The sequence below is a fragment of the Stenotrophomonas sp. FBCC-B152 genome (assembly GCF_059134105.1).
On the sequence record NZ_CP101442.1, the window covers coordinates 4426059 to 4450839 of the forward strand.

24 protein-coding genes are annotated in these 24781 nt (G+C 67.6%); 9 read left to right on the top strand and 15 right to left on the bottom strand.

Annotated elements, in window-relative coordinates:
- Nucleotides 1-14: 14 nt before the first annotated feature.
- Nucleotides 15-842 (bottom strand): hypothetical protein, encoded by an 828-nt coding sequence (locus NMB40_RS20065; protein WP_494359625.1) that lies wholly within the window; start codon nucleotides 840-842, stop codon nucleotides 15-17.
- A 108-nt stretch (nucleotides 843-950) separates the two neighbouring features.
- Here NMB40_RS20065 and NMB40_RS20070 point away from each other — a divergent pair, with 108 nt between their 5' ends.
- The 4 genes from NMB40_RS20070 to NMB40_RS20085 all read left to right on the top strand — a co-directional run bounded on the left by NMB40_RS20070 (nucleotide 951) and on the right by NMB40_RS20085 (nucleotide 5323).
- The gene (locus tag NMB40_RS20070) at nucleotides 951-2240 is read left to right on the top strand and encodes a tryptophan--tRNA ligase (RefSeq protein WP_494359626.1); all 1290 of its coding nucleotides are present in this window, start codon (nucleotides 951-953) and stop codon (nucleotides 2238-2240) included.
- 43 nt (nucleotides 2241-2283) lie between these two features.
- Nucleotides 2284-2613 carry a hypothetical protein gene (locus tag NMB40_RS20075; RefSeq protein ID WP_494359627.1) on the top strand — a complete coding sequence of 110 codons (330 nt, stop codon included), beginning with the start codon at nucleotides 2284-2286 and terminating at the stop codon, nucleotides 2611-2613.
- A gap of 39 nt (nucleotides 2614-2652) precedes the next feature.
- Nucleotides 2653-3585 carry an MBL fold metallo-hydrolase gene (locus NMB40_RS20080; protein WP_494359628.1) on the top strand — a complete coding sequence of 311 codons (933 nt, stop codon included), beginning with the start codon at nucleotides 2653-2655 and terminating at the stop codon, nucleotides 3583-3585.
- A gap of 85 nt (nucleotides 3586-3670) precedes the next feature.
- Nucleotides 3671-5323 (top strand): M28 family metallopeptidase, encoded by a 1653-nt coding sequence (locus NMB40_RS20085; protein WP_494361107.1) that lies wholly within the window; start codon nucleotides 3671-3673, stop codon nucleotides 5321-5323.
- Between the two features lie 58 nt (nucleotides 5324-5381).
- Here NMB40_RS20085 and NMB40_RS20090 read toward each other — a convergent pair whose 3' ends face one another.
- Nucleotides 5382-6716, bottom strand: coding sequence for an MFS transporter (locus tag NMB40_RS20090; protein ID WP_494359629.1), 1335 nt, complete (start codon nucleotides 6714-6716; stop codon nucleotides 5382-5384).
- A 178-nt stretch (nucleotides 6717-6894) separates the two neighbouring features.
- Here NMB40_RS20090 and yedA point away from each other — a divergent pair, with 178 nt between their 5' ends.
- From yedA to NMB40_RS20105, 3 genes are all read left to right on the top strand, one after another.
- Complete coding sequence (yedA, locus tag NMB40_RS20095) at nucleotides 6895-7797, top strand: drug/metabolite exporter YedA (protein WP_494359630.1); 903 nt, start codon at nucleotides 6895-6897, stop codon at nucleotides 7795-7797.
- Nucleotides 7794-8708, top strand: a complete 915-nt coding sequence (rarD, locus tag NMB40_RS20100; protein WP_494359631.1) for an EamA family transporter RarD — start codon at nucleotides 7794-7796, stop codon at nucleotides 8706-8708. Before yedA ends, rarD begins: the two co-directional genes overlap by 4 nt.
- A 251-nt stretch (nucleotides 8709-8959) precedes the next feature.
- The gene (locus NMB40_RS20105; protein ID WP_494359632.1) at nucleotides 8960-9811 is read left to right on the top strand and encodes a hypothetical protein; all 852 of its coding nucleotides are present in this window, start codon (nucleotides 8960-8962) and stop codon (nucleotides 9809-9811) included.
- Between the two features lie 65 nt (nucleotides 9812-9876).
- Here the strand turns inward: NMB40_RS20105 and NMB40_RS20110 are convergent, their stop codons facing one another.
- The 4 genes from NMB40_RS20110 to NMB40_RS20125 all read right to left on the bottom strand — a co-directional run bounded on the left by NMB40_RS20110 (nucleotide 9877) and on the right by NMB40_RS20125 (nucleotide 14426).
- A complete protein-coding gene (locus NMB40_RS20110) occupies nucleotides 9877-11187 on the bottom strand; it encodes an ABC transporter permease (RefSeq protein ID WP_494359633.1) in 1311 nt (436 codons plus the stop codon).
- 11 nt (nucleotides 11188-11198) lie between these two features.
- The gene (locus NMB40_RS20115) at nucleotides 11199-12356 is read right to left on the bottom strand and encodes an ABC transporter permease (RefSeq protein WP_448141764.1); all 1158 of its coding nucleotides are present in this window, start codon (nucleotides 12354-12356) and stop codon (nucleotides 11199-11201) included.
- Between the two features lie 14 nt (nucleotides 12357-12370).
- On the bottom strand, nucleotides 12371-13060 hold the full coding sequence (locus NMB40_RS20120; RefSeq protein ID WP_282246741.1) for an ABC transporter ATP-binding protein: 690 nt from the start codon (nucleotides 13058-13060) through the stop codon (nucleotides 12371-12373).
- Nucleotides 13061-13181: 121 nt separating this feature from the next.
- Nucleotides 13182-14426 (bottom strand): efflux RND transporter periplasmic adaptor subunit, encoded by a 1245-nt coding sequence (locus NMB40_RS20125; RefSeq protein WP_494359634.1) that lies wholly within the window; start codon nucleotides 14424-14426, stop codon nucleotides 13182-13184.
- 330 nt (nucleotides 14427-14756) lie between these two features.
- Between NMB40_RS20125 and NMB40_RS20130 the strand changes: the two genes are divergently transcribed.
- Both NMB40_RS20130 and NMB40_RS20135 read left to right on the top strand, forming a co-directional pair.
- Nucleotides 14757-15947, top strand: coding sequence for a sensor histidine kinase (locus NMB40_RS20130; RefSeq protein WP_494359635.1), 1191 nt, complete (start codon nucleotides 14757-14759; stop codon nucleotides 15945-15947).
- Nucleotides 15944-16546, top strand: coding sequence for a response regulator transcription factor (locus tag NMB40_RS20135; protein WP_282246744.1), 603 nt, complete (start codon nucleotides 15944-15946; stop codon nucleotides 16544-16546). Before NMB40_RS20130 ends, NMB40_RS20135 begins: the two co-directional genes overlap by 4 nt.
- A 70-nt stretch (nucleotides 16547-16616) precedes the next feature.
- On the opposite strand, the gene NMB40_RS20140 is transcribed toward NMB40_RS20135, so the two are convergent.
- The 9 genes from NMB40_RS20140 to NMB40_RS20180 form a co-directional block, all read right to left on the bottom strand.
- Nucleotides 16617-17156 carry a cytochrome b gene (locus tag NMB40_RS20140; protein ID WP_494359636.1) on the bottom strand — a complete coding sequence of 180 codons (540 nt, stop codon included), beginning with the start codon at nucleotides 17154-17156 and terminating at the stop codon, nucleotides 16617-16619.
- Nucleotides 17153-18247: a catalase family peroxidase gene (locus NMB40_RS20145; RefSeq protein ID WP_494359637.1), complete on the bottom strand. Its 1095-nt coding sequence runs from the start codon at nucleotides 18245-18247 to the stop codon at nucleotides 17153-17155. Before NMB40_RS20145 ends, NMB40_RS20140 begins: the two co-directional genes overlap by 4 nt.
- A 137-nt stretch (nucleotides 18248-18384) precedes the next feature.
- A complete protein-coding gene (locus tag NMB40_RS20150; RefSeq protein ID WP_494359638.1) occupies nucleotides 18385-19752 on the bottom strand; it encodes a leucyl aminopeptidase family protein in 1368 nt (455 codons plus the stop codon).
- A 23-nt stretch (nucleotides 19753-19775) separates the two neighbouring features.
- Nucleotides 19776-20486 carry an HAD family hydrolase gene (locus tag NMB40_RS20155; RefSeq protein ID WP_282246748.1) on the bottom strand — a complete coding sequence of 237 codons (711 nt, stop codon included), beginning with the start codon at nucleotides 20484-20486 and terminating at the stop codon, nucleotides 19776-19778.
- 44 nt (nucleotides 20487-20530) lie between these two features.
- A complete protein-coding gene (locus NMB40_RS20160; RefSeq protein ID WP_494359639.1) occupies nucleotides 20531-21631 on the bottom strand; it encodes an AI-2E family transporter in 1101 nt (366 codons plus the stop codon).
- 99 nt (nucleotides 21632-21730) lie between these two features.
- Complete coding sequence (locus NMB40_RS20165) at nucleotides 21731-22195, bottom strand: protein sip-5 (RefSeq protein ID WP_494359640.1); 465 nt, start codon at nucleotides 22193-22195, stop codon at nucleotides 21731-21733.
- A complete protein-coding gene (locus NMB40_RS20170) occupies nucleotides 22192-22698 on the bottom strand; it encodes a phage holin family protein (RefSeq protein ID WP_494359641.1) in 507 nt (168 codons plus the stop codon). Before NMB40_RS20170 ends, NMB40_RS20165 begins: the two co-directional genes overlap by 4 nt.
- Nucleotides 22699-22704: 6 nt before the next feature.
- Nucleotides 22705-23067, bottom strand: a complete 363-nt coding sequence (locus tag NMB40_RS20175; RefSeq protein ID WP_494359642.1) for a hypothetical protein — start codon at nucleotides 23065-23067, stop codon at nucleotides 22705-22707.
- Nucleotides 23068-23202: 135 nt separating this feature from the next.
- Nucleotides 23203-24630, bottom strand: coding sequence for a Do family serine endopeptidase (locus tag NMB40_RS20180; RefSeq protein WP_282246753.1), 1428 nt, complete (start codon nucleotides 24628-24630; stop codon nucleotides 23203-23205).
- Nucleotides 24631-24781: the final 151 nt, after the last annotated feature.

Below are 24781 nucleotides of genomic sequence, written 5' to 3' on the forward strand. Positions count from 1 at the left end.
TTGTTTGGCCGGCGTCAGCGCCCACCGAACCTGGGCGGGTCGGGCACGAAGCCCTGCGGAAACGCCTGCGGTTCGCGCTCACCGCGCGGGTAGCGTGCCGGGATGATGCCGCGCGCCACCAGGTTGCGCTCACTGTCGTAACGCAGGTCCAGGCGCTGGGCTGGCCAGCGGCTGGCGCGCTCGAACGTGGTGCTGCCCGAGTACGACGCCTCGCGCTCGCCATGGCCGGTGCCCAGCGCGGGTGCCGGGGAGGGCGCGCGGATCCGCGAACCGGTGGCCTCCACCGATGACAGGGCGCGGTCCGCCGCTTCGGCCGCGGCCTGCGGCTGTGCCTTGCCCTGGGCGCGCGCCACCGGCGGTGCGCGCGGGGGCAGCGGCACATGGCGCGGTGCTTCGTTGAATACCGCAATGCCGATCACCCCGATGTTGTCCGGCCGCCCGGTGCGGTCGGCATAGCTGTTGCCCGGGTCGGTGAAGACGAACTGCGCCACTTCCTGGCGCGATTTGCGCCAGCCGGTGATATCCGCGCTCTGCCACGGATCCAGCACGTAGCCGGTCTGGTCAGGCGCGGCCACCTCGCCGGTGATCACGTTGAGGCCATCCACCGACAGCACCACCAGCACCCGCTCGGGGCTGTTGTTGCGCAGGCGCACCGCGTAGGGGTGGCCCTGGCGGCCTGCCACCCAGTACTGGCCACGGTGCAGGTAGGCGGGCAGTTCCAGGCGCTGGTCGCGCTCGACCAGGCTCAGCGTGACCGGGCCGGTATCGGCGCGGGGCGGGACGGCCGGCTTGAAGCCACACAGGGCCAGCACGGCAAGCAGGGGCAGGGTCAGGCGTTTCATGGCAGGGCCTTCGCGTTGGGGTAATCCGTTGAACGCGCCAGGCCGGGCAACGGGGTTGCGCGCGGGCAGGTAAACTGGGGGCGTTCAACTGTCCGTAATGATTCCCACATGACCACCCGCGTTCTTACCGGCATCACCCCCTCCGGCACGCCCCACCTGGGCAACTATGTCGGCGCCATCCGTCCGGCCATCACGGCCAGCGCAGCGCCCGGCATCGAGAGCTTCTTCTTCCTGGCCGACCTGCACAGCCTGATCAAGGCGCAGGAGCCGGAACGAACCCAGCGCTCGACCCTGGAGATCGCCGCCAGCTGGCTGGCCTGCGGCCTGGACCCGGACAAGGTCTGGTTTTACCGGCAGAGCGACATTCCCGAAACCACCGAACTGATGTGGTTCCTGACCGTCATCGCCAGCAAGGGCATCCTCAACCGTGCCCATGCCTACAAGGCCGCGGTGGACAAGAACCGCGAAGAACAGCTGGATGAAGACGCCGGCGTCAGCGCCGGGTTGTTCATGTACCCGGTGCTGATGGCCGCCGACATCCTGATCTTCAAGGCCAACCGCGTGCCGGTGGGCCGCGACCAGATCCAGCACATCGAAATGGCGCGCGATTTCGCCCAGCGTTTCAACCACGTGTACGGCAAGGACTACTTCCCGCTGCCCGACGTGGTGATCGACGAACAGGTCGCCACCCTGGCCGGCCTGGACGGCCGCAAGATGAGCAAGAGCTACCACAACACCATTCCGCTGTTCGCCCCGCGTGCGGAGCTGAAGAAGCTGGTGTTCTCGATCCTCACCGATTCGCGTGCCCCGGGTGAGCCCAAGAGCACCGAAGGCTCGGCGCTGTTCCAGATGTACCAGGCCTTCGCCAGTGCCGAGCAGACCGCTGCGTTCGCGCAGGCGTTCGCCGACGGCATCAGCTGGGGCGATGCCAAGCAGCAGCTGTTCGAGCGCATCGATGCCGAACTGACCCCGCTGCGCGAGCGTTATGACGCGCTGATGGCCGAGCCGGAGAAGATCGAAGCGCTGCTGCGCCGCCGCGGCCAGCAGCTGCGCGAGCAGTACGCCATTCCGCTGCTGAAGGAGCTGCGCCACGCGGTGGGCCTGCGCGACCTGTCCACGGCCGGTGACATCGCCGCCGAAGACGGTGGCGTGGCGCGCGCTGCCCCGCCGCTGTTCAAGCAGTACCGTGAAAAGGATGGCCGCTTCTACTTCAAGCTGCAGGCCGGCGACGGCACGCTGCTGATCCAGAGCGAAGGCTTTGATTCGCCGCGCGATGCCGGCCAGCTGATCGGCGTGCTCAAGCAGACCGAGCATGGCGATGGCCTGCAGAGCGAGCTGTTCAAGCTGGAAGCAGAAGTGGATGTGGTGCTGGCGGCATTGCAGGAGCTGCGCGGGTAGCCATCGACCGTTGGTCGATGGACACGTAAACGGAGGAAACACGATGGCCTGGTTGTCGTTGCTGTTGTTCCTGCCCTGGTTCGTGCTGCTGGGCACCCTGTACTGGGTGTTCCCACGCCACCCCCGCGACACCGCGCGGCGCCTGTTCGACAGCGCCGCGCTGCTGCTCGCTTTCATCCTGAGCATCCTGGCCATGCTCTGGGGCCACCATATCGGCGTGGTGCAGAGCGATGCCGGGCCGATCTGGCGCCAGGTATTGGCCGTGCTGTATGCCTACGGCGCCTTCCTGGCCGTGATGGTGGGTGCATTGCTGCTGCGCGGCGCCTGGCTGGCCCAGCGTGCGACCAAAGCCGCATCGAAGTCGGTGGGGTAACGCGCCTAGAATCCATCGATTGCCGCCAGGGATGCGCAGATGTCCTCCGACCCCAGCATTTTCACCATCGATACCGCGTTCCAGCGCAGTGACTTCGACGCCGCCTACCTGATCGTCGAAAACGGCCGCGCCGCCTTCATCGACTGCGGTACCGGCCTGGCCGTGCCAGCGATGCTGGCCGCGCTCACGCGCGCCGGCTGCACGCCGGAGCAGGTGGACTGGCTGGTGCTCACCCATGTGCACCTGGACCACGCCGGCGGTGCCGGCCTGCTCATGCAGCAGCTGCCCAACGCCACCCTGGTGGTGCATCCGCGCGGCGCGCCGCACATGATCGATCCGACCCGGCTCATCGCCGGTGCGACCGAAGTGTATGGCGCGGAAGAAATCGCGCGCAGCTACGGCCCGGTCCTGCCGGTGCCCGCCGCGCGCGTGGTGATTGCCGAAGACGGCCACCGCGTGGACCTGGCCGGGCGCAGCCTGCTGTGCCTGGATACGCCCGGGCACGCGCGCCACCACCTGTGCGTGTGGGACGCGCGAAGCCGCAGCGTGTTCACCGGCGATACCTTCGGCCTCTCCTACCGCGAGCTGGACAGCGCACGCGGCGCCTTCATCATTCCCACCTCCTCACCGGTGCAGTTCGATCCGGAACCGCTCAAGCACTCCATCGCGCGGCTGCTCGCGCTGCAGCCGCAGGCGGTGTACCTCACCCATTACGGGCGGGTGGAAAACATTCCCGCATTGGCCGCCGACCTGGTCGAGCAGATCGATGCGATGGTGGAGATCGGGCGCCAGTGCGACGAGCGCCCCGACCGCCACCGCTGCCTGGTGGCCGCGCTGACCGTGCTCTACCAGGAACGCGCGCAGGCGCATGGCTGCCCGCTCGACGATGCGGCAGTGGCGCAGGTGCTGGCGATGGATATCGAGCTCAACGCGCAGGGCCTGGCCTGCTGGTTGGACCGCGACCGCCGCTGAGCGCGCACGCAGGGCCTGCCCGGTAACCGGAGTGTCACGTTACACTCTGGCATTCCGTTTTTTTCTGGTACCTGCCGTGAATCCGATGCGCATGCTGCTGTTGTCGTCCTGTCTGTTCGTGGGCGGCCTGGCCCACGCGGCCAATGACCTGCCGGGCGGTGGCATCGACCCCGAAGCGCTGTCGCGGCATGTGCGCATCCTGGCCTCGGACGAGTTCGAAGGCCGCGCCCCGGCGTCGCCGGGTGAAGAGCGCACGGTGCAGTACCTGATCGAGGAATTCCGCAAATCCGGCCTGCAGCCCGGTGGCGTGGATGGCAGCTGGGTGCAGCCGGTGCCGATGGTGCGCGCCCAGGTCGATGGCCCGGTGACCGCCACGCTGCGCCAGAACGGCAAGGCCCGCACGCTGGTGAACGGCGAGGACGTGACCCTGCAGAGCCTGCGCCCGCAGGCAGCGGTGGACATCAAGGATGCGCCGCTGGTGTTCATCGGCTACGGCATCGATGCGCCCGAGCGCCAGTGGAACGATTACAAGGACGTGGACCTGCACGGCAAGATCGCCGTGGTGCTGATCAATGACGCCGATTTCGAAGCGGATCGTCCGGGCGCCTTCGACGGCAAGGCCGTCACCTACTACGGCCGCTGGACCTACAAGTTCGAGGAGGCCGCGCGCCGTGGCGCCAAGGGCGTGCTGATCGTGCATGAAACCGCCCCGGCCGCGTACGGCTGGGCCACGGTGAAGAGCTCGGGCACCTCGCCGCTGTTCGATATCGAGCGCCCGCAGGAGCAGGCACTGGCCCAGCACGTGCCGGTGCGCGGCTGGATGCAGCGCGCGCTGGCCGAGCAGCTGTTCCGCGATGCCGGCCTGGATTTCGAGGCCGAAAAGCGCAAGGCCATGACTCCGGCGTTCCAGCCGGTGGTGCTGGGCGATGCCACGCTGTCGGCACAGTTCAAGCTCAAGCGCGAGCAGGTGGTCACCCGCAACGTGGTGGCCAAGCTGCCCGGCGGCGAGCACGGCGATGAAGCGGTGATCTTCTCCGCGCATTGGGATGCCTTCGGCATCGGCCAGCCCGACGCCAAGGGCGACCGCATCCGCCGTGGCGCCATCGACAACGCCACCGGCGTGGCCACCGTGCTGGAGCTGGGCCGCGTGTTCGCGGCCGGCCCGCAGCCGCAGCGCACCCTGTACTTCGTGGCGCTCACTGCCGAGGAGAAGGGCCTGCTGGGCGCCAGCTACTACGCCGCGCACCCGCTGGCCCCGTTGGACAAGACCGCCGCGGTGATCAACATCGAGATGTTCAGCCCGGATGGCGCCACCCGCGATATCGCCTCGTGGGGCAAGGGCCGCGTTTCGCTGGAAGGCGACCTGGAGCGCGTGGCCAAGGCGCGTGGGCGCAGCTACAGCCCGGACCCGAACCTGGAAGCCGGCTTCTTCTACCGCGCCGACCACTTCGCCTTCGCCCGCCTGGGCGTGCCGGCCATCACCATCGGCCCGGGGCTGGACAAGCTGGAAGGCGGCGTTGCCGCTGGCAAGGCACTGCGCGAAAAGTACTTCGCCGACTGCTACCACCAGGCCTGCGACGCCTGGACCCCGAGCTGGGATCCGGCCGGCCATGCCGCCGACACCCTGCTGGTCTACGACCTGGGCGCCGAACTGGCCAACAGCCGCACCTGGCCGCACTGGGAAGAGGGCTCGGAATTCCGCAAGGCCCGCGAACAGACCGAAGCGGCCCGCCGCTGACGGACCAAAAAAAACGCCGGGGCATGCCCCGGCGTTTTCTTATCTGGAGCTGGCCCCGTTACTTCCGGGTGCCATCCAGGTAGTTCGGGCCCTTGTTCTTCAGGAAGAACACATACACCACCAGCGACACCGCGATGATTGCCGTGACGTAGATGGCGAAGTCGCCCACGCGATCGGTCTTCAGTGCGCCCTGGTACAGCAGCGGGGCGGTACCGCCGAACAGCGAATTGGCCAGCGCGTAGCCGAAGCCCACGCCCAGTGCACGCACGTGGGTGGGGAACAGCTCGGCCTTCACCACCGCGTTGATCGAGGTGTAGCCGGTGAGGATCACAAAGCCCAGCGCCAGGGTCAGGAACGCGATCAGCGGGTCATGCTGGTTCGGCAGTTCGGTCACCAGGTACCAGCTGTACAGCACGCCGCCCACGCCGAAGAACACCAGCAGGCTCTTGCGGCCCACGATATCCGACAGCCAGCCGCCGATCGGCTGCAGCACCATCAGGAAGGTCAGCACGCCCAGGTTGATCAGCGTACCGGTCATCACATCGGTGCCCGCGAACGCGCTCTGGATCATCTTCGGGCCGTTCACCGAATAGGTGTAGAAGGCCACGGTGCCGCCGGCGGTGATCAGGAAGCACAGCAGCAGCGGGCGCCACTGGTGCACGAACAGCTCGTACATCGAGCCGGACGCCTTGGCACGGCCTTCGCGCGCGGCTTCGATGGAGTCTTCGCCCAGCGATTCATCCATCGAGCGACGCAGCCAGAACACCACGATGGCCGCCAGGCCGCCGATGCCGAACGCGATGCGCCAGCCCCACGCGGAGATTTCGGGCTTTTCCCAGAACATCAGCATGGTGAACAGGGTCAGCTGCGCCAGCACGTGGCCACCCACCAGGGTGACGTAGTGGAACGAAGACAGGAAACCGCGACGGCCGGGAATGGCCGCTTCGGACATGTAGGTGGCGCTGGTGCCGTACTCGCCGCCGGTGGCGAAGCCCTGCAGCAGGCGCGCGAACAGCAGGATCAGCGCCGCCCAGCCCCCGATGGTGGAAGCGGTAGGGGTCAGCGCGATCAGGAACGAACAGGCGGCCATCATCGTCACCGACACGGTCAGCGCCAGGCGGCGGCCGTAACGGTCGGCGAAGCGCCCGAAGTACCAGGCGCCGATCGGGCGCATCAGGAAGGTGGCGGCGAAGATCGCCCACACGTACATGGTGGAGTTCTTGTCGGCGGCCGAGAAGAACTGGGATTCGAAGTAGACCGCGAACACCGAGTAGACGTAGACGTCGTACCACTCGACGAGGTTGCCCGCCGAGCCTTTCAGGGTGTTGGAGATCGAGCGTTTCAGCGCGGCCTTGTCATTGGCGGGCGCAGCTGGGATGGTGGAAGTGCTCATGCTGGAAAACGGTCCTCACGGTGGAGCAATGGCAATGCTGGTTTTTACCTTACCCCACGTGATGATCGGTGGGCATTGCACCATGTAACTAGGTCCAGCACGACAGCGTGCCACCACCGGGCATGCCGGGCCGCCGGCAAAGGCCTAGAATCGCCACTCCCCCGCCTGCTGGTCGCGTATGGCCGTCTCCCCCGCAACCCCGCAGGCCGCTCCCCGCGGCGGCCTGGTCGTCCTGGCCCTGCTGCTGGTGTACGTGGTGTGGGGGTCCACCTATCTGGGTATCCGGCTGGCCCTGGAGGGCGGCGCGCTGCCGCTCACCACGGTGTCCGGGGCCCGTTTCATCGTGGCCGGCACCCTGATGTACGCGGTGCTGCGCTGGCGCGGCATGGCCGCACCCACCGGCCGCCAATGGCGCAACCTGGCCATCATGGGCCTGACCATGCTGGTGCTGGGCAACGGCATGGTGGTGCTGGCCGAGCGCACCGTCTCCTCCGGCCTGGCCGCCACCGCCGTGGCCTCGGTGCCGCTGTGGATGGCCCTGTTCGGGGCCGTCCGTGGCCAGCACGCCACCCGGGGCGAGTGGCTGGGCATCGCCATCGGCTTCCTGGGCGTGGTGTGGCTCAACGCCGGCAGCAGCCTCACCGCCTCGCCGCAGGGCCTGGTGCTGCTGCTGATCGCCCCCATCGGCTGGGCCTTCGGCTCGGTCTGGGCACGCAGCCTGGACCTGCCCAGCCCGTTCATGACTGCGGCCGGCCAGATGCTGTGCGGCGGCGTGATGCTGGTCGCCCTTGGCCTGGCCACCGGCGAACGCCCCACCACCTGGCCCACCCTGAATGGGCTGCTGGCGGTGACCTACCTGTGCATGTTCGGCTCCATCGTGGCCTTCACCGCCTACGTGTGGCTGCTGCAGAACGTGCGCCCGGCGCTGGCCGCCAGCTACGCCTATGTGAACCCGGTGATCGCGGTGCTGCTGGGCGCGCTGATCGGGCACGAGCATTTCGGCCCGCATGACCTGCTGGCCATGGGCGTGATCCTGGCCGGCGTGCTGGTGCTGACCCTGGCGCGGACCCGCCGCAAATGAGCACGCTGGAAAGGACGCCCCTGCAGGAACAACGCCGTGGCCTGGCCATCACCGCCTTCACCTTCACCCTGTGGGGGCTGGTGCCGGTGTACTGGCACCTGCTCAAGGCGGTGCCCTCGCAGCAGATCATCGCCCACCGCATCATCTGGAGCACGGTGCTGGTGGTGGCCTGGCTGCTGCTGAGCAGCGGCACCGGCTGGTGGAAACAGATTGCCGCCCAGCCGCGCGCGCTGCCCACCCTGGCCCTGAGCAGCATGGCCATCGCCTTCAACTGGGGCTTGTACATCTGGGCGATCAACGCCGGGCATGTGATCGAAACCAGCCTGGGCTACTTCATCAACCCGCTGGTAAGCGTGGTGCTGGGCGTGGTGGTGCTCAAGGAGCGCCTGCGCGGCCTGCAGTGGCTGGCCGTGGGCTGCGCCGCACTGGGCGTGGCATGGCTCACCCTCGACGCCGGCACCCCGCCGTGGATCGCGCTGGGGCTGGCGTGCTCGTTCGGGTTGTATGGCCTGCTGCGCAAGATGATCTCGGTGGACCCGGTGGCCGGTTTGGGCATTGAAAGCCTGTACCTGTTCCTGCCGGCGATCGGTTTCGCGCTGTGGAGCGAGAACGGCCACGGTGGCGCGTTCTTCAGCGGCTGGGGCTGGCGCAATGACCTGCTGCTGATCCTGGGCGGCGCGGTGACGGCATTGCCGTTGATTGGCTTTGCCTATGGCGTGAAGCGCATCCCGCTCTCGCTGGTGGGCATCCTGCAGTACATCGCGCCCAGCCTGGGCCTGCTGCTGGGCGTGTTCTTCTTCCGCGAACCGTTCGACACCGCCAAGGCGATCGGATTCGCCGCAATCTGGACGGGGCTGTTGCTGTTCATTGGCGACAGTTTGTGGCGTTCGCGGGCTGCTGCGCGGGCCTGACATTCCGCAGCCACGCAGGGCGTGGCTCTACGCTTGGGGTGGTCGATCGGCCGGGGTTCGCGCTGCCACGCAGGGCGTGGCACTACGTGGGATGCGGCAATCGTAGAGCCACGCCCTGCGTGGCTGCGTGCATCGCATCATTCCGAATGACGCGTTCACCGCGTTGATATTCCAACCGTTCCGATATCCACAGCTACCCGAGACTGCTGAACTGCCATGACCCGCGTGTGCGGGCAATCAGGGAGCAGATGATGAGGAAGTTTGGATGGCTGCTGTTGGCAGCATTACCGTTCCAGGGCGCCGCCGAGGAAAGGCAGGATGACCCGATTGCACGGCCTTGCTACATGTGCAATGCCAGCGAGATGTACGAACGTGCAGAGTCGCTGGGAGTTGGCGAGCACTATGTCTACAACGGTGCCAGCTGGACCAATATCCAGGGATTCAACGTTTCGGAGGTGGGTGGAAAGCTTGTTGCCACGCACTTCGCTCCACCTGCGTGGATCCGCAAGCAGTACAACGAAATGATGAAGATCTACAGCAGCACCCGCGGCGAGTTTGTAGATCAATGGGGAACGATAGACCTGCAGCCTCCCGGGTCACCGCACACGCGCAGCAACACCGTCATGTGGGGTCACCACGTCACCGACTTGAATCCCAGGCATCTGGAGGCCCGGGAGACGGTGCGGCGGTTGCTGACAAGAAGTACTCGCTTCGCTTACCTCAATGCCGACACCGAACATGGTCGCATCCTGCGCTTCGAGTCACAGCTCAATGGTGGGGCTCCGCTTATTTCGCGCCTCAACATCCTGCATTCCTACCTTGGCTTCATTGAGTTTTTCTTCAACTACGATACCCGCCGATGGGAGTACCTTGAGTCGGGAGATCGGAGTGCGCGCATGCAGGAGAAGCCGGAAGATTTCCTGGCCCCGGATGGTGGTCCGCGCAATTTCTCGTACAGGGACTATTACGAGCTCCAGCCCTACTTCCTGGAACGCGCCAAGTGGGCAGGCGTGGAGGTGATTGGCCAGCTGCCGGTACGCCAGAACGTAGTGTTCGCCTGCAGCCGACGTGACGAGAAGATCCAGTGCCAGATAGGGGGGTAAACGATCACCCCATTCCTTCTTGAGCGTAGACCGTGCCCCTCAGCGGAGCACGGTCGTTCTGCGCATCAGGTTTCCCGCAACGCCGTGGTGATCGGCAACCGCGCCGCACGCAGTGCGGGGAACAGTCCACCCACCAGCCCGATCCCCAGCGCCCACTTCAGCCCGCTCCACAGCAGCTCCGGCGAGACCTTGAACTGGAACACCACCTGGCTGAAGTTGCTGCCGATGGTGGACACGCTGTAGCCGTTGAAGATGGCCCACGCCACCAACCCGCCAAGCAACCCGCCGATCAGCGCCAGCAGCATGGTTTCCAGCATGATCGCGGTGACCACCGGCAGCCCCCGGAACCCGATCGCCCGCATCGTGGCGATCTCACGTGCGCGGGTCGCCACCGCCGCATACATGGTGTTGAGCGCGCCGAACACCGCACCCACCGCCATGATCGCGCCGATCACCGTGCCCAGCACCTTGATCAGGGTGTTCAGGCCACCGCCCTGCTTGGCGTAGTACGCACGGGTGGTTTCCACGTCCAGCTTCAGGCGCGGGTCGGCAGCCACGCCCGCCTTGAACTGGTCGAACCCGGCTTTTCCGTCGGTGCGCACGCTGATCGACTGCCACGCGCTGCGCTGGTAGGTGTTGGCCAGTGTTTCGGCATCGGTCCACAGCTCGGAATCGTGGGCATCGCCGGAGCTGAAGGCGCCCACCACCGTCCACTGCTGGTTGCCCAGGGTGAGCTTCTTCCCTACCTCCAGGCCACGGAACTGCCCCTGCGCGCCCTTGCCGACCACGATCTCGCGCAGGCCCGGCTTGAACTGGCGGCCCTCGGTGACCTTGACCTTGTCGTGCACCGCCCAGGCCATTTCACCCACACCGCGGAACTGCGCGTTGACGTCGGTACCATCGCCCTTGGAGACCACGTTGACCACCTGCGACAGCTCCGGCGAAATCATCGGCCGGCCCTGCGCATCCTTGGCCACGCCGGGCAGGGTGGACAGCAGCGGTACCTGGTCGCGGGTGATCACCGAATTGGTTTCGGCCTGCGAACCGCCGCGCAGCACGATGGCGGTGCTGTCATCGCCGGTGCTGTTGAGCGTGGCCTGGAAGCCTTGGCCCATCGCCAGCATCGCCACCAGCACGCCGACCACGCCGGCAATACCCACCACCACCACTGACGAGGCGCCCCAGCGCTGCGGCAGGCTGGCCACGCCGATGCGCGTGGCGGCCAGTGCCAGCCGCCCGCTGCGGGTGAACAGCAGCCACAGCACCACCGCCACGGCCACCGCCAGCACGCCGGGCCAAGGCAGCATGATCCATACCACCAGCATCACCGCCAGCAGCAGCACCGACAACAGATTGCTCAACCATTGCTTCTTCATGTCGGTTCTCCTCAGCGGCCCGCCAGGGCATCGACGATCTTCAGCCGCTTGGCGCGCAGCGCCGGCAGCAGGCCCACCACCACACCGATCAGCAGGATCAGGCCCACGCCCATCAGCCAGGTCTGCGTCGGCACATGCGGTGGCAGCAGACCCTGGGTCTTGGGCGCCAGCAGCGGCAGGATGGTCGCCGCCAGCCCCATGCCGATGGCACCGCCCAGCCCGATCAGCAGCACCGATTCGATCATCACCAGCGTGAGCACGGTGCTGTCCTTGAAGCCCAGCGTCTTCAGCGTGGCCAGTTCCGGCACGCGTTCGCGCACCGCCTGGGCCATGGTGTTGCCGGTGAGCAGCAGCAGGGTGAAGAACACCGCGCCCATGATCGAGGTGACGATCAGGCCGATGTCGGCGAACTGCTTGACGAAGGCCTGCTGGAACGCCGATTCGGTCTGGGTCTTGGTTTCATGGTCCGAATTGGCCGAGATCGCATCGATGGCCTGGGCCACGCGCGAGGAGTGGTCCGGGTTGTCCAGGGTGACCGTGAACCAGCTCACCTGGTTCTTGATGTAGTCGTTGCTTTCGTCGAAGTACTTCCAGTTCATCATCAGCTGGCGTTCTTCATTTGCTGCCAGGGTGCGGTCCTTGGAGCGGAAGATGCCCACCAGCTGCAGCGGCCAGTCGTTGCTGCCGCCACGCGGGAAGATGGTGGCCTGCAGCGGAATGGTGTCGCCGATCTTCCAGCCGAATTCCTTGGCCAGCGTTTCACCCACCACCGCACCGGTGCGGGTGTCCTGGAAGGCCTTGAGCTGCTCTGGCGGCAGCTGCAGTTCGCGGTACACATCGAAGTAGTTCGGCGCCACCGAGAAGTTGGCGAAGAAGTTCTTCGGGTCCTGGTAGATGCCGCCGAACCACATGCCCGAGGTCACATCCTTTACTCCGGGTACCTGGCGCACCTGCGCATCCAGACGGATCGGCAGGGACTGGGTGATGGACAGGCGCGAGGCCACGATCAGCCGGTTGGCCCCTTCCACGCTGCCGCCCGAACTGAACGCCACGCGCACCGAATCGAGCATGCCAAACAGCAGGAACGCGGCCACCACCGAGAGCAGGGTCAGCAGGGTCCGCGTCTTGCTGCGGAACAACTGCGCCCATATGAGCGAGAAATACTTCATCGCAGTGACCTCCGTCAGTGGGCCGCAGGTGCTTCGGCGAGCTCACCCTTGTCCAGGTGCACCGTATGGGTGGCGTACTCGGCAGCCTTGGGGTCGTGGGTGACCATGATGATGGTCTTGCCGTGCTCGCGGTTGAGCTGCTGCAGCAGCAACAGGATCTCCTCGGCCGAGGCACGGTCCAGGTCGCCGGTGGGCTCATCGCAGATCAGGAAGGTCGGGTCGGACACGATCGCCCGGGCAATCGCCACGCGCTGCTGCTGGCCGCCGGACAGTTCATTGGGACGGTGGCTGCGGCGGTCGGCCAGGCCGACCAGGGTGAGCGCGATTTCGGCATTGCGCTTGCGCTGCGCCGCACCCAGGTGGGTGAGCAGCAGCGGCAGTTCCACGTTCTTCTGTGCGGTGAGCATCGGCATCAGGTTGTAGAACTGGAACACGAAGCCGACATGGTGGCTGCGCCAGGTGGACAGCTGCCCGCCGGACATGCGGTCGATGCGCTCGCCTTCGATCTCGATCTCGCCGCCGCTGGGCGTATCCAGCCCGCCGATGAGGTTGAGCAGGGTGGTCTTGCCCGAACCGGATGGGCCCATCAGGGCGACGAAATCGCCGCGCTGGATGTCCAGGTCGATGCCGTGCAGCACCTGCACCTTCTCGGGGCCGCGCTGGTAGGTCTTGGTGATGTTGCGGAGCGAAACCAGGGTGGACATGGGTGGTTCTCCGTGATGCGTTGGAAGAAGAAGCCCTGCAGGCAGCCGCGCGCATGCGCGCCGGGCCGGCACGGGAATCGCACATCGTCGGCTCGCGACCAGGTCGCGGCACCGCCTTGCTTTACTGCGCCTGCTTTTCCACGACCGCGCTGCCATCGCGCAGTTCCGGCGGCGGGTTGCTCACCACCTGCTGGCCGGCGCTGAGGCCGGCGGTGACCTGGCGGTCGTTGTTGAGTGCCACGCCCACCGTGACCGGTACCTGCTGCACACGCTTGTCATCGCCCACCACGAACGCCACCGTCTTCTGGTCGCGCTCGACCAGCGCCGCCGCCGGCACGCGAACGCCCTTGGGCGCTTCGGCCTGGGCCGGTGCGGCCGCTTCCAGGAAGCTCACCCGCACGCCCATTTCCGGCACGATGCGCGGGTCTTTCACCTTCAGCGCCACGCGTACCTTGACCGTGGCCTTGCCGCGGTCGGCGGTGGGAATGATGGCGATCACTTCGGCCGGAATCTTCCACTCCGGGTACGCATTGAGCGTGGCCTCCACCGGCATCTTCGGGTGCACGCGGCCGATGAAGGCCTCGCCCACCTCTACTTCGATCTCCAGCGAATCCATGTCCACGATGGTGCCGATACCGGTGCGAGTGAAGCCGCCACCGGCCGACAGCGGTGACACGATCTCGCCCGGCTGCGCGGCCTTGGCAGTGACGACGCCGGAGAACGGCGCGCGCACGATGTTGTTGTCCACGCCCAGGTCGGCAATGGCCAGCGCGTCGCCGGCCACCTTGGTATTACGCTGGGCGGTGCGCAGCTGCGCGCGCAGGCTGTCGCGCTGGGCCATGGCCAGGTCGAACTGCGAGCGCGAAACCAGCTGCTGGCCCACCAGCGTCTGCAGGCGCCCGGCTTCGGCATCGGCCTGGGCCACCTGCGCCTGCAGGCCGGCGAGCTGGCTGCGCGCCGCTTCCAGCTGCGAGGACGACAGGCTGCGCTGGGCGTTGGCATCGATCGGGTCGAGGGTGGCCATCACCTGGCCTTCTTCAACCCGCATGCCTTCCTCGATCATCACTTCGCGGACCTTGCCGGTGATCTTGGCCGATACCGTGGCCATGCGCCGGGCCACCACGTAGCCGCTGGCGTCGAGCACCGAGCTGCTGGCGGTACCCTGCTGGATGGCCACCACCGGCGCGGTGGTTACCTCGATCGGGCGTTCGCGGCCGAACACGACCCAGGCGATACCGCCCAGGACCAGCAGCGCGACGCTGGTAAGGACGATCCACAGGCCACGGCGTGGCGACGAAGGCGGCGGGGCCGCGGCCTTCTTGCGGTCGATGCGGAGTTCCTTGAGCAGTTCAGCGGATGCGTTCATCGTGAGTCTGGACGTGGAATCGGGCCGAGTGTGACCGCAACGGGAGTCACGGGCAAACCGGAAGGGGACCGGCTGGGGCACAGGATGCCCGCCCGGCGGGGCGGCGGGCAGTGACAGCTGTCACCCAAGTGGCGTGATGAGGTCCACTGGCGAGGCTGGGGCCGATTCCGGATCGTAGGGACACGCCACGCGTGTCTACTCTTGCCACGGGCGCCACGTAAACCCTCGCACCGCGCAGCCACGCAGGGCGTGGCTCTACGGCCGTCATCCCCATAACATCGAGAGGAAACTGCCATGATCGCGCCTCGCCCCCACGACCGGGAACCCACCATGCCGCCCCGCTGGCTCTCCTCCCTTCTGCGACCTGCCCCGGATTCGGCCGTTGCCGACAACCTGCGCGCCGGCAAGCCCGCCTGGTCCGACGCGGTGCACCTGCTGTGGACCGGCTGGGTGTTCCTCACCCCGATGTTCGGCAGCGGCTACACGCTTACGTGGCTGTGGCTGACCCTGCTGACCTACCCGGTGTTCCTGGTGCTGTACGCGCGCCAGCTGCTGTCGCCGCGCCGGCACGCGCCGCGTTACGCGCTGGCCATGGTGGCCATGGGCCTGGCGCTGCTGCCGTGGTACCCGTCGGGCATCAGCTATTTCATCTTCGGCTGCGTCACGCTGCGGGTGTGCCGTACCGGCAGCGCGTGGCGCTACCTCGCGCAGCTGGTGGTGCTCAACGCCGCCTTCGTGGCCATCGCGCTGTGGGTGGGTTACCACTGGCAGCTGGTGGTATGGATTCCATCGATGGCGTTCATCATCGGCGTTGTCATCAATGTGGAAAGTACCAACAAGGATCGCGACGCAGCCCTGCAGCTGTCCCAGGACGAAGTGCGAAGGCTGGCCGCCACCGCCGAGCGCGAGCGCATCGGCCGCGACCTGCACGACCTGCTCGGTCACACGCTGTCGCTGATCACCCTGAAGCTGGAGCTGTCGCGCAAGCTGTTCGACCGCGATCCCGAGCGCGCGCGGCTGGAAGTCAGCGAAGCCGAAGCGATCGCGCGGCAGGCGCTGTCCGAGGTGCGCAGCGCCGTCACCGGCATCCGCGCCAGCGATCTCGCCGCGGAACTGGCGGCCGCGCGGCTGCTGCTGGAATGCCAGCACGTGCACCTGCACTACAGCCCGCCGCCGCCGATGCCGGTGGAGATCGAACGCGGGCTGGCGCTGGTGCTGCGCGAAGCGGCCACCAACATCGTGCGGCATGCCGACGCGCACCAGGCCTGGGTCGAGTTCAGCCAGGACGGGCGCACCCTGGGCCTGCAGATCCGCGATGACGGGCGTGGCGATGTGCAGGCCGATGGCAACGGCCTCACCGGCATGCGCGAACGCGTGGCTGCGCTGCGCGGCACCCTGCAGGTGCACTCCCCGCGCGGGCAGGGCACCACGGTGGTGGTGCAGGTGCCGCTACCGGCCAAGACCGCCGCGGTAGCCACGACAACAAGTTCGACCCCGCTGACCAATGAGGCACTGCCATGATCCGCATCGTATTGGCCGAAGACCAGGCGATGGTGCGCGGTGCCTTGTCGGCGCTGCTTGGGCTGGAGCCGGATATCGAGGTGCTCGGCGCCGCCGCCGATGGGGAGGCCGCCTGGCGGATGCTGCAGCAGCTGCAGCCGGACATCCTGGTCACCGATATCGAAATGCCGGGGTTGTCAGGGCTGGAGCTGGCGCAGCGCATCGCCCGCCATGCGTTGCCGATCAAGGTGGTGATCGTGACCACCTTCGCGCGCTCGGGCTTCCTGCGCCGCGCGCTGGACGCCGGCGTGTGCGGTTACCTGCTCAAGGACGCACCGGCGGAGAAGCTGGCCGACGCCCTGCGCCAGGTGCAGCACGGTGGCCGTGCCATCGACCCGCAACTGGCGCTGGATGCGTGGTCGCAGGCCGACCCGCTCAACGACCGCGAACGCCAGGTGCTGCGCCTGTCTGGCGACGGCCGCTCGGCCAGCGAGATCGCCACGCAGCTGGGGCTGTCGCACGGCACGGTGCGCAACTACCTCTCCGAATGCATAGGCAAGCTGGGCGTAGCCAACCGCATCGAAGCCTACCGCCTCGCCCGGCAGAAAGGCTGGCTGTAGAGCCACGCCCTGCGTGGCTGGGCGGTGCCTGCAACCACCCGGGTAGCACACGACCGTTGGTCGTGTGGCGTTACCTGTCCTTCCCCTTCGCCATCGCCTGGAACACCCCATCGCGCCGCACCCAAAGATGGAACAACGCCGCACTCAAATGAAGCACCACCGTGGCGAACAACACATACGCCAGCAGGCTGTGCGCACTGCGCAGCGCGGCATACAGCGCCACGTCGTGCGGCAGGATCGGCGGCAGCAGCACGCCCTTCCACATCTGGATCGGGTAGCCACCGGCCGACAGCATCGCCCAGCCCACCAGCGGCATGGCCAGCATCAGTCCGTACAGGACCCAATGCGAGGCATGCGCCGCAGCGGCCTGCCAGGCCGGCAGATCCGCCGGCAGCGGTGGCGGCCGATGCCGCAACCGGTTGATCAGCCGCACCAGCGCCAGCAGCAGGATCGCGATGCCCAGCGGCCGGTGCAGGTCCACCAGCATCGGGCGCCAGTGCAGCGAGGCCACCATGGTCACGCCCACGAACAGCATGGTCAGGATCAGCACTGCCATCAGCCAGTGCAGCACCCGCGCGGTGAGGTTGAAATGCCCGGCATCACGGCTCATCGCGCCTTCTCCTTGCCGCTGGCCACTTCGCGCTCGCGGCGGTTGAACGATTCGGAATACACCGCCGAACGCGCGGCCAGGATCGGGTCATCGCTGCCGGCAATGCCGCTGGGCAGGATCAGCGGGTCGAAGTTGAGGTTGTTGCAGGCACCGCCGGCCTGCGGCTGCAGCGCGGTCAGGGTGAGCGTGCCCAGCTTCACCTGGCGGCGGTCTTCCGGCCACGGAATCGAAGGATCGTTCACCGCATCGCCCTCTGCGGCAATGGTGGCCCACATCTCCCACTGCACCGGCCCCTTGGCCAGGCGCTGCTGGAACTCCTCGCTGAGGTAATCCAGGCCGGCCTGCTTGCGCTGCTCCGCATCCATCGCTTCGAACGGCGCCAGCGGGCGCATGCTCCAGCGCACCACCTCGGTGTGGCCCTCGGCATTGGTGAAGCGGAAGCTGTTCACCCCGTTGTAGGAGGTGTTGGCCCAGCTGGTGGACCACGGTGCAGTCTTGGCCCATTCGCCGAAGGCGCGCGCAGACGGGTACTTGGCCGCGATGGCCGCCATCTTCGCCGGGTCCGGCTTGCCGGTGGCCGGGTCGGGAATGCCGGCGCGGGTCTGTTCCAGGAACGCCTCGGTGGTGGGCACCGCGAAGAACGGGAAGCTGTTCATCGCCGTGCGCCATTCCTGGCCGTCATCGCTGACCAGCTGCAGCGCCATGCTGCGTACGCGCGCGTTGGCGTCGGCACCATGCGGATCGCCGCCACCGATCGACAACCGGCCTAGCACCGGCACCTGCTGCTGGCGGAACACCCGTGCCGCGCTGAGTGCGGCCCCTTCCGGGGTGCCCTGGAAGCTGCCGCTCACGCAGGCGCCTTTGCTGTGCGCACGGCGGAACCCGGGATGGTTGGCACCGGTGGCTTCGATGGTGTCGGTGAAGGTCTGCACGGTGGCGCGGTCGCGGCCCAGCCAGCCGGCCAGCCAGGCGAAGGCCAGCACCAGCGCGCCGGCGATCAAGGCGATCAGCGCGATCCACAGCAGCGGTGAATGCGGGGGGCGCGGGGCATCCGGCTCACGGCCGGCGCGGGTATAGCGGAAGAGCGACATGGGCCGTTACCTGCCTTCTCGAACGTGAGGGGGTGGGTGCGGCCATGGTGTCAGAACCCCGGTCGCCCGGATATTCACATTTTCGACAAGATTCAACGAACGATCCCCGCCGGGGCGGGGATCTGTGCGGTTCTGCCTTACGCGTATCGCGTCTTCAACATCGACCACGCCGAGCGCAGCGCCAGCGCCTCGCCACCGGCCGGGCGGCCCGGGCGTTCGCCGTCATTCCAGGCGTACACATCAAGGTGCGCCCACACCTGGCCTTCGGCGATGAAGCGCTCCAGGTACAGTGCCGCCGTCACCGAACCGGCCATGCGCGAACCGGCGTTGGCCAGGTCGGCAATGCCGCTGTGCAGGTAACGCAGGTACGGGCGCCACAGCGGCATGCGCCAGACCGGGTCGCGGGTGGTTTCGCCGGCCTGCAGCCACTGCTGGGCCAGGCTGTCATTGTTGCTGAACAGCGCCGGCAGGTCCGGGCCGAGCGCGATGCGCGCCGCACCGGTGAGCGTGGCGAAATCCAGCACGATCTCCGGCTGCTGTTCGCTGGCGTAGGTCAGCGCATCGCACAGCACCAGCCGGCCTTCGGCGTCGGTGTTGTCGATTTCGATGCTCAGGCCCTTGCGGGTGGCGATCACTTCGCCCGGGCGGAACGCGTCCGGCCCGATCGCGTTTTCCACCGCGGCAATCAGCAGGGTGAGCTGCACCGGCAGCTCCTGGGCCATGATCAGCCCGGCCAGCGCCAGTGCGTGCGCGGCACCGCCCATGTCCTTCTTCATGTTGCGCATGCCGTCGGCCGGCTTGATGTCCAGCCCGCCGGTATCGAAGCACACGCCCTTGCCCACCAGCGCCACGTGCGGGCGGCCGGCCTGGCCCCAGCGCAGCGCGATCAGGCGCGGCGCGCGGTGCGAGGCACGGCCCACCGCGTGGATGGCCGGGAAATTCTGCTCCAGGAGCGCATCGCCGGTGATCACCTCGCACTGGCCACCATGGGCGGCGGCCAGTTCACGCGCGGCGTCTTCCAGCTGCTGCGGGCCCATGTCCTCGGTGGGCGTGTTCACCCAGTCGCGCACGCGCAGGCTGGCGGTGATCACATCGCGCACTTCGGCGGCCGGGCTGGCCACCAGCTGCGCCGGGGCGCGGTTGGGGGTGCGGTAGCGCGCGAAGCGGTAGCTGCCCAGGCCCCAGCCCAGGTGCAGCAGGGTTTCGATGTTGGTCGGCAGCGCATCGGCCAGCTGCCACACGCTGCCTTCCGGCAGCGCGAACGGGGCGTGCGCATAGGCATAGGCATCGCCCGGGTCGCCCACGCCGACGATGGCGCCGGCCAGGCCGTGTTCGCCCGGCAGCAGCACCACGCTGCCGCCGCTGCCGTTGAAGTGCTGCGCATCCAGCCAGGCAACCAGGGCCGGGCTCTGCTGGGCGCGCCACGCCGCGAACTGTTCGCGCTCCATGACATGCAGCGGCAGGGCCTTGGCCGAATCGGTGGTGAAACCGGTGATCTGGGTCATGCGGGGTCGTGCTCCGTTCGTGGTCAGGCGTGCTGCAGCGATGCGTTCGCATCGAGCCAGTCGGCCAGCCCGGTCAGGGTGTCGAACTGCAGGTCAGGCTGCAGTGAGGGATGGTGCCAGGTGTGTTCGACGCGGTTGATCCAGCAGCCGCGCAGCCCCGCCTGCATCGCGCCCACCACGTCCATTTCGATGTGGTCGCCCACGTGCAGCACCTGCGCCGGGGGCACGCCCAGGCGGTCGCAGGCGGCGTGGAAGATGCTGGCGGCCGGCTTGGCCGCGCCGTGTTCGCGCGACCCCAGCTGGAAGGCGAAGTGGTGGTCCAGCCCGATCCGGGCCAGGTCGGCGTTGCCGTTGCTCAGTGCGGCCACCGGCACCCGGGCCGCGATACGGGCCAGCGCGTCCACCGCATCGGGGTAGAACTCCACCTGGTTGCGCGCGGCGTAGAACGCCTCGTAGGCCGGTTCCAGCAGGGCCAGGTCGGCCCCGCTGTTTTCCAGCGCCTCGCGCAGGGTGAGCCGGCGCAGGGCGCTCAGGTCGTAGTGCAGCTGCGGGTTATCGCGGAAGGAGCGCTCGCGCAGTTCGCGCATCGCCGCCACCGGGTACATCGCGGCGGTGGCGGGGCTGTGCTGGAGCATCCACTCGTACAACACCTGGTCGATGCGGGCGCCGATGGGGGCGAACGGCCACAAGGTGTCGTCGAGGTCGAGGGTGATGGCTAGGACGGGGAAATTCACCCGCCCATTCTACGCCTGTGGGGGCAGCGACGCAGGGCGTCGCTCTACTCCAGGAGCTTGGCCCAGCCCTGGGTACCGTCCAGGCGGGCCAGCACCAGCTTGATGCAGACCAGCAGGGGCACCGAGAGCAGCAGGCCCACCATGCCCCACAGCCAGCCGAACACCATCAGCGCCAGGATCAGGATCAGCGGCGAAATGGCCATCTGCCGGCCCAGCACGATCGGCGTCACCACCTGGCCTTCAATGGTGTGCAGGGCCAGGTAGCACGCGGCCGGCAGCAGTGCCTTGAACGGGTCGCTGAACTCCACGAAGCCCATCAGCAACATCAGCGTCACCCCGATCAGCGGGCCCACGTACGGCGCGAAGTTCAGCAGCGCCGCCACGGTGCCCCACAGCAGCGCTTCCTGCAGGCTGATGCCCAGCAGCAACAGCACCCCGGAGAAAATCAGCCCCACCAGGGTGTTGATCACGGTGATGGTCAGTACATAGCGCGACACCTCACGCTCGATCGAACGCAGGATGTCGGTGGTGAACCGCTGCTGCTGCCGGCTGGGAAACAGCGCGATGGCATGTTTCTGCAGGTTCTGCCCATAGATCATGAAGAACAGCGTCAGCAGCACCACCGCCAGCACCGAGGCGGCCAACCGTGGCGCCCGGGTCAGCACCTTGTACGGGTCATCCAGCTGGGTGCGCACCACCTGCACCCGGCGGCTGCCTTCGCCACCGGCCACGCGCGCGAAGTTCTCCGCCGCCTGGTTGGCCTGCTGCACCGGCTTGGTCAGGTTCTGCACCTGGCGGGCCACCTTGCGCAGCTGCTGCGGGGCTTCCTGGGCCCACTCCATCGCCGGGCCCACCAGCTGCACGCCCAGCGCGGCCGTGCCGCTCAATCCCACCCCGATCACCAGCACCGCGGCCAGGAAGCGCGGAACCCACAGCCGGCCCAGCAGGCGCAGGATCGGGTTGCCGACCAGTGCGAAGAACATGGCAAGCAATATCGGCAGGATGATTTCCTGCGCGGCCCACAGGGTGAACGCCACCGCCAGCATGGCCAGCACCACCAGCGACATCGGCGCGCGCGGGCGCGGCGGGGGCGGTACCGGTACCGGCAGGGGAGCGTCGGAAGGGGAGGTCGCAGGAACGCTCATGCAGGTCGCACGCTGGAGAGGAGACGCATTATTGGGCAACCCGGGTGCGTGCGGCGTGGTGGAAAACCGGTAGCGCCCCACCGTGGGTGGGGCGTTGCATCAACGTTCGGAAAGGTCGGTGGCCGCTTCCGCGGGCTGCGGCTGTGCCGCCTCCTGCGTGGCGGTGACCCGGGCACGTGGCGCAGCGGCCGGGGCCGCGGCCCGAACCGGTGCTGCAGGTGGCGTCGGGTCGACGGCTTCATCCACCTTGTCCGCCGCCTGCTCGGCGGTATCGGCCGCCTCGCTGGCCTGCATCGAGGCGAACGCCGCCTGTGCGCTGGCCAGCAGGTTGGACACCGAACCGATCATCTGCAGCCAACGTGCACCATGGAAACGGGTCTTACCCGGCTCCAGCTTGCCGGCCAGGAAACCACCGGCCAGGCCCACGCTGATGATTCGCAGCGGCGTCCACCCCTCCCGCCAGGCCTGGCTGAGGGTGAACCAGCTGCACTGCGTTTCGCTTACCCGGATGGAAACCACCTGTTCAGCACGCTTGACCCGGTGGCGCAAAGCTTCGAACTTCATGGCGCACGCTCCGTGGCATCCATCTGGCCCTCGGGATCGTCGTCGCTGGGCTCATCGAACAGGCCCAGCCGCGACAACTGGCGGCGCGTGGCATGCATGCCGGTGTGGCGGAAGAAGAACGACACCCGCCAGATCGCGTAGCCGGTCATGACCAGACTGATCAGCGAAGTTATCAGCAGCGAATGGAACCATGACAGCCCCCAGCGCTGCATCAGCGCAATCAGCGTACCGGCCAGCAGCAGCCAGGCCGAGGCACCGAACACGATGGCCACGCCGCTCCAGGCCAGTGCCCGGCCAAATGCGCTGCGCGCCAGCGCGAATTCAAACGAGGCCAAACGGCGCAGCGAACGCAGCGTGTGCTTGGCCGAATCCACCGTCGCGCGACCGGCCTGGCCGACCTCGCGGATGCTTTCATCCAGGCGCGGCGCGCGCTGGCCGGCATCGCCATCGGGTGGAGGCGTTGCCGCTCCACCGTCGGGCGTCGACTGTGCTTGATCGCTCACGCCGACTTACTTGTCGCCGCTGCGGGCAAGCTTGGCGATGATCCAGCCGGCGGCAAACGCCACGCCGAACGAGGCCAGCGGGCGCTCGCGGATCAGCTCGGCAGCGCTGTCGACCAGGTCCTTGCCCTTGTCCATCAGCGCATCCACCTGTTCCTTCGCAGCGGCACCGCCGAATTCAGCAGCAGCCAGCCCGGACAGTGCGGTGTCGGAAAGCTCGGCCTTGACGTTGGCCTTGCCGATACGCAGTTCGTCGCCGGCCGCGCCGGTGGCGCCCTTGATCGCACCGCCGGCAGCGGTGGCCGCCGACTTCAGGTGCGAACCGGCTTCACCCAGGTGTTCCTTGAGGTTTTCGGTATTGGTGGGGCTCATCGTGTATCTCCGTAGTAAGCGATGGGGAAGGTGACCGCAGGCCATGCCGGTCGAAGCGAACTCAAGGTAATAGCACTGGCAGGGTGTAGGTGGTGTCAGCTGGCGTGATCCGGATGCGAAGGTTGCCTGACCGGTTCAGCGCATCTCCAGCTCGCCGCGCGCATTGCCGCGCACCACGCGCAGCACCAGCTGCTGGGGGCGCTGCTGGAAATTGGCGCGCCAGCTGGCCAGGTCGGCAAATTCACCCACGCTGGCCTGGATGATCAGATCGCCGGCGGCCAGGCCGGAATTCGCTGCGCGGCTGCCGCGCTTGACGTCGCTGACCATGACCCCGCTGCTGCCGGCCTGGCGCAGCGTCTCGGGCAGGTCGACGAAGGTGGCGCCGCTCAGCCGCGGGTCCAGCGATTCACCGGCAACCGCGCGGGCCTGTTCCTTCAACGTGGCCTTGAGCTGCAGCGGCTTGCCATCGCGGCGCACGTCCAGGGTCAGCGCGCTGCCCACCGGCTGCAGGCCCTCCACGTTGTGCAGCGCCACCGCGCCGTCCACCCGCTGGCCGTTGGCCGCCACCACCACATCGCCCGGCTTGAGCCCGGCGGCCGCGGCGCCCGAACCGGCCAGCACGCGGGTGATCAACGCGCCGCGCGCTTCGCTCAGGCCCAGGTTCTGCGCCAGCGCCTGGGTCAGGTTCTGCGCTTCGATGCCCAGCGTGCCGCGCACCACCACGCCGTGCTTGATCAGCTGGTCCACCACATCGCGCGCCAGGTTGGTCGGAATGGCCAGGCCCAGGCCGATGTTGCCGGCCATGCTGCCCTGCGGGTTGAAGCTGGCGGTATTGATGCCCACCAGCTGGCCCTGCAGGTTGACCAGTGCACCGCCGGAGTTGCCCGGGTTGATCGACGCATCGGTCTGGATGAAGTTCTGGTAGCCCAGCCCGCGGATGCCGGTGCGGCCCACCGCCGAGACGATGCCCGAGGTGACCGTCTGGCTGAAGCCGAACGGGTTGCCAATGGCCACCACGAAGTCGCCCACGCGCAGCTGCGTGCTGTCGCCCAGCGGCAGCGCGGTGAGCTTGTCGGCCGGAATGCGGATCAGCGCCACGTCGGTGTCGCGGTCCGAACCGAGGAACTCGGCCTTGACCGTGCGCCCGTCCGACAGCGTCACCTGCACGTCGTCGGCGTTCTCGATCACGTGGTGGTTGGTCAGCACCAGGCCTTCGGCCGCATCGATGATCACGCCCGAGCCGAGCGATTCATTGATGCGCTCCTGCGGCACTTCCGGGAACAGGCGGCGGAAGAACGGGTCGTTGAAGTACGGGTTGCGCACCCGCACCACCTGCTTGGTATTGACGCTCACCACCGCCGGCATCACCCGCTCCAGCATCGGCGCCAGCGACGGCACCGGCTGCCCGGCCACCGATGCAGGCAGCGCGGCCGTGGCCGGAATGGCCAGCGTGGCCGGCGCCGCTTCAGCACGGTTGTCCAGGTGGGCGTTGATGGCGGAAGCGACAAAGCCTCCGAAGGCGGCGGCAAGCGCGAGCGTGAGCAGGGTCGGGAGCGGTCGCATGGGAGTCCGGTGGGCGGAAAACACGTATACGGTAAATCAAGCTGAATGAGTCTGTGCGCTGACGGCTAAACCGGCGATGAAATCGACCCCGCCCGCCGCCGCCGCTGCGACCTTCCGCGCCGTTGACACGCCCCCGTGCCGGCGTAAGCTG

Coding starts and splice junctions, on each gene's coding strand:
- NMB40_RS20125 (WP_494359634.1), bottom strand. CDS start 14,426: ATGAACGCATCCGCTGAACTGCTCAAGGAACTCCGCATCGACCGCAAG.
- NMB40_RS20090 (WP_494359629.1), bottom strand. CDS start 6,716: ATGAGCACTTCCACCATCCCAGCTGCGCCCGCCAATGACAAGGCCGCG.
- NMB40_RS20085 (WP_494361107.1), top strand. CDS start 3,671: ATGCGCATGCTGCTGTTGTCGTCCTGTCTGTTCGTGGGCGGCCTGGCC.
- NMB40_RS20065 (WP_494359625.1), bottom strand. CDS start 842: ATGAAACGCCTGACCCTGCCCCTGCTTGCCGTGCTGGCCCTGTGTGGC.
- NMB40_RS20120 (WP_282246741.1), bottom strand. CDS start 13,060: ATGTCCACCCTGGTTTCGCTCCGCAACATCACCAAGACCTACCAGCGC.
- NMB40_RS20080 (WP_494359628.1), top strand. CDS start 2,653: ATGTCCTCCGACCCCAGCATTTTCACCATCGATACCGCGTTCCAGCGC.
- NMB40_RS20115 (WP_448141764.1), bottom strand. CDS start 12,356: ATGAAGTATTTCTCGCTCATATGGGCGCAGTTGTTCCGCAGCAAGACG.
- rarD (WP_494359631.1), top strand. CDS start 7,794: ATGAGCACGCTGGAAAGGACGCCCCTGCAGGAACAACGCCGTGGCCTG.
- NMB40_RS20175 (WP_494359642.1), bottom strand. CDS start 23,067: ATGAGCCCCACCAATACCGAAAACCTCAAGGAACACCTGGGTGAAGCC.
- NMB40_RS20180 (WP_282246753.1), bottom strand. CDS start 24,630: ATGCGACCGCTCCCGACCCTGCTCACGCTCGCGCTTGCCGCCGCCTTC.
- NMB40_RS20110 (WP_494359633.1), bottom strand. CDS start 11,187: ATGAAGAAGCAATGGTTGAGCAATCTGTTGTCGGTGCTGCTGCTGGCG.
- NMB40_RS20150 (WP_494359638.1), bottom strand. CDS start 19,752: ATGACCCAGATCACCGGTTTCACCACCGATTCGGCCAAGGCCCTGCCG.
- NMB40_RS20145 (WP_494359637.1), bottom strand. CDS start 18,247: ATGTCGCTCTTCCGCTATACCCGCGCCGGCCGTGAGCCGGATGCCCCG.
- NMB40_RS20135 (WP_282246744.1), top strand. CDS start 15,944: ATGATCCGCATCGTATTGGCCGAAGACCAGGCGATGGTGCGCGGTGCC.
- NMB40_RS20140 (WP_494359636.1), bottom strand. CDS start 17,156: ATGAGCCGTGATGCCGGGCATTTCAACCTCACCGCGCGGGTGCTGCAC.
- NMB40_RS20130 (WP_494359635.1), top strand. CDS start 14,757: ATGCCGCCCCGCTGGCTCTCCTCCCTTCTGCGACCTGCCCCGGATTCG.
- NMB40_RS20160 (WP_494359639.1), bottom strand. CDS start 21,631: ATGAGCGTTCCTGCGACCTCCCCTTCCGACGCTCCCCTGCCGGTACCG.
- NMB40_RS20165 (WP_494359640.1), bottom strand. CDS start 22,195: ATGAAGTTCGAAGCTTTGCGCCACCGGGTCAAGCGTGCTGAACAGGTG.
- NMB40_RS20105 (WP_494359632.1), top strand. CDS start 8,960: ATGAGGAAGTTTGGATGGCTGCTGTTGGCAGCATTACCGTTCCAGGGC.
- yedA (WP_494359630.1), top strand. CDS start 6,895: ATGGCCGTCTCCCCCGCAACCCCGCAGGCCGCTCCCCGCGGCGGCCTG.
- NMB40_RS20070 (WP_494359626.1), top strand. CDS start 951: ATGACCACCCGCGTTCTTACCGGCATCACCCCCTCCGGCACGCCCCAC.
- NMB40_RS20075 (WP_494359627.1), top strand. CDS start 2,284: ATGGCCTGGTTGTCGTTGCTGTTGTTCCTGCCCTGGTTCGTGCTGCTG.